We start from the raw sequence: 8,051 nt of genomic DNA, 5'->3' as shown, positions 1-8,051 counted from the left end.
AGATATCGACATCGCCTTCCGCCCCCTTGATCGTGATCGCACGCAGCTCGCCGCCCTCGCCTGAAAGCGCCGACACCTGCCCGATCACCAGATCGATGGTGCCGGCATCACGAAGCGCATGCATCTTGTTGACACTGTCTGGTGCTGCCCGGAAYTCCGGCCTGCGATGGACAAGCGTGACGCGCCGCGCGATGGGTTGCAGGTTGAGCGTCCAGTCCAAAGCGGAATCCCCGCCGCCAACCACCACCACATCATGGCCGCGCAATTCTTCCATGCGCCGAACTGCATAGCGGACACTCGATTTCTCAAAGGCCTCGATCCCGGGGATTGGCGGGCGCTTGGGCTGGAACGAGCCGCCGCCGGCGGCAATCACCACAACCTTGGCCTCGAAAACCTCATTCTCATCGGTGGTAACGCGGAAACCGCCGCCTTCCAGCCGCTCCAGTGCCGTGACCATGCGGTTGAAGGTGAAGTCCGGCTTGAAGGGAGAGATCTGCTGCAGAAGCTTGTCGACCAGTTCCTGCGCGCCGATCGAAGGGTAGCCTGGAATGTCGTAGATCGGCTTTTCCGGATAAAGCTCGGCGCATTGCCCGCCCGGCCGGTCGAGAATGTCGATCAGATGGCAGCGCATGTCGAACAGACCAAGTTCGAACACGGCAAACAGGCCGATCGGGCCGGCACCGATGATCAGGACGTCGGTAGTGGTGATGTCGCTCAAAGCCGCCTCGCCGCTCACGCATGCAATGGAGAATGTGCATGACATGTAGCGCCATGCCAAGCGCGGCGCAGAGCTGAAAGGTTAGCCCTGGCGTTCCGGAACGGTGACGATGAGGCCGTCGAGCTCGTCCTTGACCTTGATCTGGCACGACAGGCGCGAATTCGGGCGCACCTCATAGGCGAAGTCGAGCATGTCTTCTTCCATCGCCTCTGGCTCGCCGACGATCGCGGTCCATGCTTCGTCGACATAGACATGGCACGTCGCGCAGGCGCAGGCACCACCGCACTCGGCCTCGATGCCAGGCACCGCATTGCGGATGGCGTTTTCCATCACGGTCGAGCCATTTTCGGCTTCGACTTCGAAACGCGTGCCGTCATGGGCGATGTAGGTCAGCTTGGTCATGCTCGTTCCTAAGAAAAGTCACCCGGCAGATAATCACTCCACCGTGCAAGTCAACTGCCGCGCGAAAGCGCCGCCTGATGTCGGGTTTGCGATCTAGCGGCTGATCGCTGAGATGAAATCCCGCACTTCGTCGATCAAACGGGCTAGCCGCTTTATCAATCCGGCATCGTCTGGATGCGTCTCGATCTTGGCGACACAGTCCGCGATCGGGAATGCACCGACGCCGCGCGCAGCCCCTTTGAGGGCGTGACAAAGCCTGAGGCGCTCCGCCAGGTCCGCCGTGACGATCGCATCACGAACTGAAAAGGCCTGATGAACGAACATGTCGAGCACCTCGCGCTCGACGTCGCGATCACCAATTGTCTGCCGAGCCAGATGTTCGAGGTCGATGGGGCGGGCATGTGCTGCGGCCGAAGATTCTCCTCCCGGCATCCCGAAAGCCACGGAACCGGTTTCGCGCGTTACCATTCAACCTTGCCTCGCCACTCGCCCATGGGTTGGTAACCTAGGGCGACCATGTGGATAACCCGTTAACCCGACAAAGCCCGAAAGCCTGCGGAGTTGGGGCCAGCAATCACGTCAGTGTTAACCTTATATTTAAACTTTTACGTATCAGGGCGAATGCATGTTTTCTTTACCCGATTGTGTCACTACGATACGGGCGGTCCATATTGAGCCTCGGACGTGGTCAAAAATAGGACAAAAAGTCCAGAGATTCCGCGTCTTTAGTACAGGGTAGCGTAGGCATGGCGAAGAAATCCACTCCGACAAAAAACTTCGATCTCGACGTAGCCAAGGAGCTTGAGCAGGCGCTCGACTTCGATTTGAGCGGCGGCGAAGGCGGCCTCGACATGGCCGCGTCGATGGACGATCTCGAAGCACAGATTTCCCAGGCAGCTGAGGAACTGGCGCGCGAAAGCGACAAGCAGAAGCCCGCGGCGCCCAAGGCCCCGCCAGCACCTGCTGCCGCGCGCCCTGTTGCCGAGCCCCCAGCCCAATTGCGCCCCGTCGAGACCAAGCCGTTGCAGCCCGAAGGCTTCAAGCCGGCCAATGACGACCGCCAGAAAGATTACAAGTCGCTGCTGCACGGCCTCAACCGTCGCGCCTCCAGCACCATCTACTGGATGGTCGGAGTGGTGTCCGTTGCCTGGGTTGCTGGCGCAGTCGCACTTGCCGACCGCATCGTCACGCCCAGCATCTGGACCATCCGCTCGGTAGACGACGCACTGGCACGCCCCGGCCTGCTGATGCTCGTCGTCGCTACCATCGTTCCGATCGCCCTGTTCTGGGCTTTTGCTGCGATGATCCGCCGCGCCCAGGAAATGCGTATTGCCGCCCAATCGATGACTGAAGTGGCCTTCCGCCTCGCCGAGCCGGAAAACATGGCGCAGGATCGCGTCATGATGGTCGGCCAGGCCGTGCGCCGCGAAGTGGCTGCCATGGGCGAAGGCATCGAGCGGACGCTCGCCCGCGCTGTCGAACTCGAGACCCTCGTTCACTCCGAAGTCAACCAGATCGAGCGTTCCTATTCGGAAAACGCTGCCCGTATCCGCTCGCTGGTCGACGGACTTGGCAACGAGCGCGAAGCCGTGGTCTCGCATGCCGAACGTGTTCGGGCTTCGATTTCCGGCGCGCATGAGACGTTGCGTGACGAGCTCGGCTCGGCAAGCGACATCATCCGCGATAGCATCCTGAACGCCTCGACCAAGCTGTCGATGACGATCACCAATTCCGGCGACACGCTTATTGACCGCATCAACGAAGGCGGCATGGGCCTGTTTGAGGCGATCGACAATCGCATGGACACGCTAGGCGACCGCCTGTCGACCTCGGGCGAGGCCTTCGCCAGCCTGCTCGACACGCGCATCGCCAAGCTTACCCAGAGCACTGACGAAGCGACCCGTTCGCTGACGGATATGCTCGACGACCGGACCTCAGGCATGGTTTCTCTCCTCGGCGGCGCTGCCAAGACGCTCAACTCCGAGTTTGAAGCCAATTTGCACGGCATCGAACGTACATTGGCCGAGCGTGGCCAGGCGCTGATCGGCGAATTCCAGACGCGCGCCGAGGCACTCGACACCGGCACGGCCAAGCTCAATGCGGCGCTCGAAGCGCGCGCCCGCCAGATCAATGAGACGCTAGTCGAACGTGCTCGCGAGATCGCTTCGACCTTCGTCCAGGGACGCGACTCGCTGACTGCGGTGATCGACCAGGGCAAGGCCCAGATCGGCACCGACCTCGCCGATATCATCACCTCGACCTCGACCATGCTCGAAACCCGCGCCAGCGATTTCGCCGGCCGCATGGAAGCTGCTCGTCATCAGGTGTCGAGTTCCTTCGACGGCGACATCCAGCGCCTCTCCGACGCCCGTGTCGGCATCGAGCAGGCGGTCGAAGACCACACCCGCAAACTGTCCGAAGCGCGCGACCGCATGGCCGCAGCACTCAGGGACGACCTCAGCAAGTTCGCCGAGGGTCGCGCCAGCATCGAGGCCGCAGTCGGCTTCCAGGTTCAGAAGCTCGCCGAAGGCCGCAGCCTGATCACGCAAGCCCTTGATGATGACATGCGCAAGCTGGACCAGTCGCGTCAGGTTATCGACGACACCCTCAGCAGCCAGTTCAGGCAACTGGCGCATGGCCGCGAACAGTTGGCACAGGCACTCGTTGAAGACTCTGAGAAACTGGTGCAAGCTCGTACGAATATTGACGAAATGGTCGCTGGCCATGTCGGCAAGCTGGCCGAAGGCCGCAACATTCTTTCGCGTGCACTTGAAGCCGACCTCAACAAACTCGCTGACAGCCGCAGCAGCATCGACGGCCTCGTCGCCGGTCAGGTCGAAAGGATCGCCGAAGGCCGCGCCATCCTCGCCAACGCGCTTGAGACAGACCTCGCCGGCATCAAGACGCTGGTCGACGATCATTCGTCCAAGATCGCCGCTGACCGTGCTGGCCTGTCCAAAGCACTCGAGAGCGACCTCGCCGGCATCAAGACGCTGGTCGACGATCATTCGTCCAAGATCGCCGCTGACCGTGCTGGCCTGTCCAAAGCACTCGAGAGCGACCTCGACGGCATCAAGGCGCTTGTCGATGGCCATTCGTCGAAGATGGCAGCCGATCGCGCCGGCCTTTCCAACAACCTCCAGATGGATATCGCCGCGGTCCATGGCCTCATCGAGGACCACGCCGGCAAGCTCGCTGACGAGCGTGTCCTGCTCTCCCAGACCCTGGAGTCGGACCTCGCCAAGCTGGCGGACAGCCGCGCAGGCATCGACGGTCTTGTCGCCGGCCAGGTCGAAAAGCTTGCCGAAGGCCGCGATATCCTCAAGCGCGCGCTCGAAACCGACCTCAACACGATCCACAGCACGATCACGTCGCACTCCGAGAAGCTCGCCGAAGATCGCGTGATGCTTTCACGTTCGCTTGAAACCGACATCGATAATGTCAGGGGCCTGGTGTCGGGCCACGCCGAACGGCTGGTCGCCGAGCGCGGCGCGCTCTCCCGGGCACTGGAAGACGACCTTGCCAAGCTGGCCGAAAGCCGCTCGGGCATCGACGGCCTCGTTGCCGGCCAGGTCGAGAAGCTGGCCGAGGGCCGCGACATCCTCAAGCGCGCGCTCGAAGCTGACCTCAACGCCATCCGCAACACGGTCGCCTCGCAGTCGGAGAAGCTTGCCGAAGACCGTGCGATGCTCGCACGTTCGCTCGAAGCCGATCTCGACAGCGTCAAGGGCCTGGTTTCAAGCCATGCCGAGCGCCTGGTTGCCGAGCGTGGCACCTTGTCCATGGCACTTGAAGACGATCTCGCCAAGCTGGCCGACAGCCGCTCGGGCATCGACGGCCTCGTTGCCGGTCAGGTCGAGAAGTTGGCAGAAGGCCGTGACATCCTTCGCCGCGCACTGGAAGCCGATCTCGCCAGGATCGATGGCATGATGCTTGGCCAGGTCGACAAGCTGGCCGCCGGCCGTGATACGCTGACCAAGGCGCTCGAAGCCGATCTTGCCATGCTGAACGACAGCCGCGCCAGCATCGACGACATCGTCGCTGGCCATGTCGGCAAGCTCGCCGAAGGTCGCGACACCATGGCCCGCGCGCTTGACGAAGATCTCGGCAAACTCGGCGATGCACGTCGCGATATCGATCTCGCCATCGCTGGCCATATCGACCAGATCGCAGCACGCCGCGTCGACATTTCCGATGCGATTGCTGGCGACATCGAAAAGATCGAGGAAACCTTCCGTCGCCAGACCGGCGTGATCGAAGAGCGCACCAGCTCCATGGAACGCGCCCTGTCGCTGGGCGTCGACAATGTCCGTGGCGTGCTCGAAAAGAGCGCGGTCTTCGTGGCAGGCGCCCTGCGCGAAAAGGTCATGGAAGTGACCGCAGCGCTCAACGAAGAAGCGGGCCGCGCCTTCACCGACGCCGACCGCCGCATCGCCGAGCGCGCCGAACAGACGTCGACCGCGCTGCTCGCGCGTACTGAAGACATTGCCCGTACCTTCGAAGACGCTGACCGCCGTCTTGCCGCGCGCGCCGATGAAACCTCGAACGCACTCCTGGCACGTGCCGAAGAAACCGCCGACACGCTGTCGGCCAAGGCAGGCGAAATCGCCCGCACCTTCGATACGGCAGACCGTTCGCTGATCGCGCGTGCCATCGAAACGGCGGATGCGCTGTCGGCCCGCGCCGGCGACATCCTGCGCAACTTCGACAGCGCCGACGAACGGCTCGGCATGCGCATCGGCGAATCCGCCGACGCACTCGCTGCCCGTGCCGCCGAACTCGGTCGCATCTTCGACACAGCCGACGAAAAGCTCGCCTCGCGCATCGCAGAAGGCGCGGATTCGCTTGGCAACCGTGCCGGCGAGCTCAGCCGCATCTTCGACGCAGCCGACGAGCGTATCGCGGCCCGTGTCGCCGACAGCTCGGCAACGCTTGGCAGCCGTGCCGGTGAAATCGTTCGCAACTTCGAACAGGCAGATGAACGGCTCGCTGCCCGCGCCACGCAAACGGCAGAAGCGCTTGCCGGCCGCGCCGCCGAAATCGGCCGGACCTTCGAGGAAGCCGACAGCAGGATCGCCGCTCGCGTCGATCAGACTGCCGATTCGTTGCTTAACCGTGCTGGCGAGATCAGCCGTGCCTTCGAAGAAGCTGACAGCCGGATTGCCGCGCGTGTCGACAAGACGGCGGATTCGCTGCTTGGCCGCGCCAGCGAGATCAGCCGCGCATTTGATGACGCCGACAACAAGATTGCTGCTCGCGTCGACAACACGTCGCAGTCGCTGCTGGGACGCGCTTCGGAGATCGGCCAGGCATTCGACGAAGCCGGCCAGCAGCTTGCCGCCCGCATCGCCGAGAGCACCTCGGGCATCGGCGAGCATGCCGCGTTAATCGCCAACGCGTTCACCGAAACCGAACAGCGCGTCGTTGCCCGCGCCCATCGCACCTCAGCCGATCTCGATGCCCGCGCTCGTGCCATCGAAGAGACGCTGGCCAATGTCGATGAGCGGCTCGCCTCCGGCGCCGAAGGTGTTGCGGCCCGCATCGGCGAACACCTGACTAGTGCCGAAGCCCGCCTCGCCTACGGTGCGGAATCGATGGGCCAGAAGCTCAACGAGCAGGTCGCCCAGGCCGAAGCACAGCTCGTCGCCCGCGCCAATGTGGTCGCCGAGACTTTCACGGCGGTCGGCCAGCATATCGGCCAGAGCACCAACGAGGCCGCTCGCGCGATCGGCACCAACACGCGTGAACTCAACGCCATGCTGGTTGAGCGTTCGAACGAGATCGCCAAGATCCTCGACGAGACCGCCCGTCCGCTGGTCGATCGTTTCGCCGAAAGCGGCAACGACCTGCACCGCAGCATGGAAGAAGTCACCGCGCGTGCCACCGAAAAGCTGCGCGCCGAAAACGCAGTGCTTGTCGAGGCGCTTGCCAACCGCACCGCCGAGACCCTGTCTGCCGTCGAGGGCGCTCGCTCGACGCTTGCCGATAGCGTGGCCGACCTCATCGGCCGCATGACGGCATCCAGCTCGCAGCTCGGCAACCTGATCGATCAGGCTGCGGCGAACCTCGCCAATGTCGACGATCGTCTGACTGGCAGCACCTCCAACTTCGCCGCAACCACTGAAAAGGCCGCACAGACCTTCTCCAGCGCTGCGCGACTGGTGGATACCAACACCAATCGCCTGACTGACTTGTCGTCGACCACGTTGCGCGAGGTGGCCTCAATCGCCACCAAGTTCGACGAGCACAGCCGCCTGCTGTCGAGCGCGTCCAACCTGCTGTCTTCGGCGCAGAGCAACCTCGAGCACACGCTCGAGCGCCAGTCGTCGCTCGAAGACCTCGCCGTCGGCCTGGTCAAGAAGTCGGAAGACCTTGAACGCGTCATGCAGTCGTTCGAGCGCCTTGTCGGCCAGACGCTGGAAAACGCCGAAGGCAAGACCATGGAATCGGCGGACAAGATTCGCATCGCCATCGCCGATGTCGTCGAAACCGCGACCAAGCGCTTCGCCGACGCCACCGAGGACATGCGCCGCACTGCTGGCTCCATCAAGAGCGAGCTCGAAAGTACGCGCGCCGAGCTCAAGAAGGGCGTGCTCGACATGCCTGCGGAGGCCAAGGAGTCGACCACGGCCATCCGCCGTGCCGTTTCCGAGCAGATCAATGCGCTCAAGGAGCTGTCGGCGATCGTTGCCAAGTCCGGCCGCACCGTCGATGTCTCAGATGCCTCGCTGCGCAACCCGCAGCCGCAGCCGGCGCGCCGTCCTGCCCCTCAGCCCGAGCGCCGCGAGCCGCCAGCACCGCTCGGTGGCACGGCCCTGCGTGGCACGCTCGATATCGATCGCCCCGCTCCCGCCCAGCCGCTGCAGCAGCCGGCGCGTGAACCGGCCAGCCGCGGCCAGCAAGGTGGATGGGTCCGCGACCTGTTGACCGG

Annotated in this window: 4 protein-coding genes; 1 reads left to right on the top strand and 3 read right to left on the bottom strand. The window is 63.5% G+C overall.

Annotated features, from left to right (window positions below; genetic code table 11):
• The 3 genes from AC1DUU_RS16375 to AC1DUU_RS16365 all read right to left on the bottom strand — a co-directional run.
• Positions 1–718 (bottom strand): NAD(P)/FAD-dependent oxidoreductase (locus AC1DUU_RS16375; RefSeq protein WP_476784467.1); only part of this gene is annotated, 718 nt, incomplete at its 3' end.
• 81 nt (positions 719–799) lie between these two features.
• Positions 800–1,120 (bottom strand): 2Fe-2S iron-sulfur cluster-binding protein, encoded by a 321-nt coding sequence (locus AC1DUU_RS16370; RefSeq protein WP_476784466.1) that lies wholly within the window; start codon positions 1,118–1,120, stop codon positions 800–802.
• Positions 1,121–1,213: 93 nt separating this feature from the next.
• Positions 1,214–1,588, bottom strand: coding sequence for an Hpt domain-containing protein (locus tag AC1DUU_RS16365; protein WP_476784465.1), 375 nt, complete (start codon positions 1,586–1,588; stop codon positions 1,214–1,216).
• Positions 1,589–1,866: 278 nt separating this feature from the next.
• Between AC1DUU_RS16365 and AC1DUU_RS16360 the strand changes: the two genes are divergently transcribed.
• Positions 1,867–8,051: coiled-coil domain-containing protein (locus tag AC1DUU_RS16360; RefSeq protein WP_476784464.1), on the top strand; the 6,185-nt coding region annotated here is incomplete at its 3' end.

Source organism: Aminobacter sp. P4_H6_2 (assembly GCF_056400805.1).
The sequence above is the reverse complement of the archived record's forward strand: the minus strand, read 5'-3'. Positions and strand labels throughout refer to the sequence as shown.

What these genes read in the sequence shown, in the direction of transcription:
- AC1DUU_RS16370 (WP_476784466.1), bottom strand. Translation starts at nt 1,120, where the DNA reads ATGACCAAGCTGACCTACATCGCCCATGACGGCACGCGTTTCGAAGTC.
- AC1DUU_RS16365 (WP_476784465.1), bottom strand. Translation starts at nt 1,588, where the DNA reads ATGGTAACGCGCGAAACCGGTTCCGTGGCTTTCGGGATGCCGGGAGGA.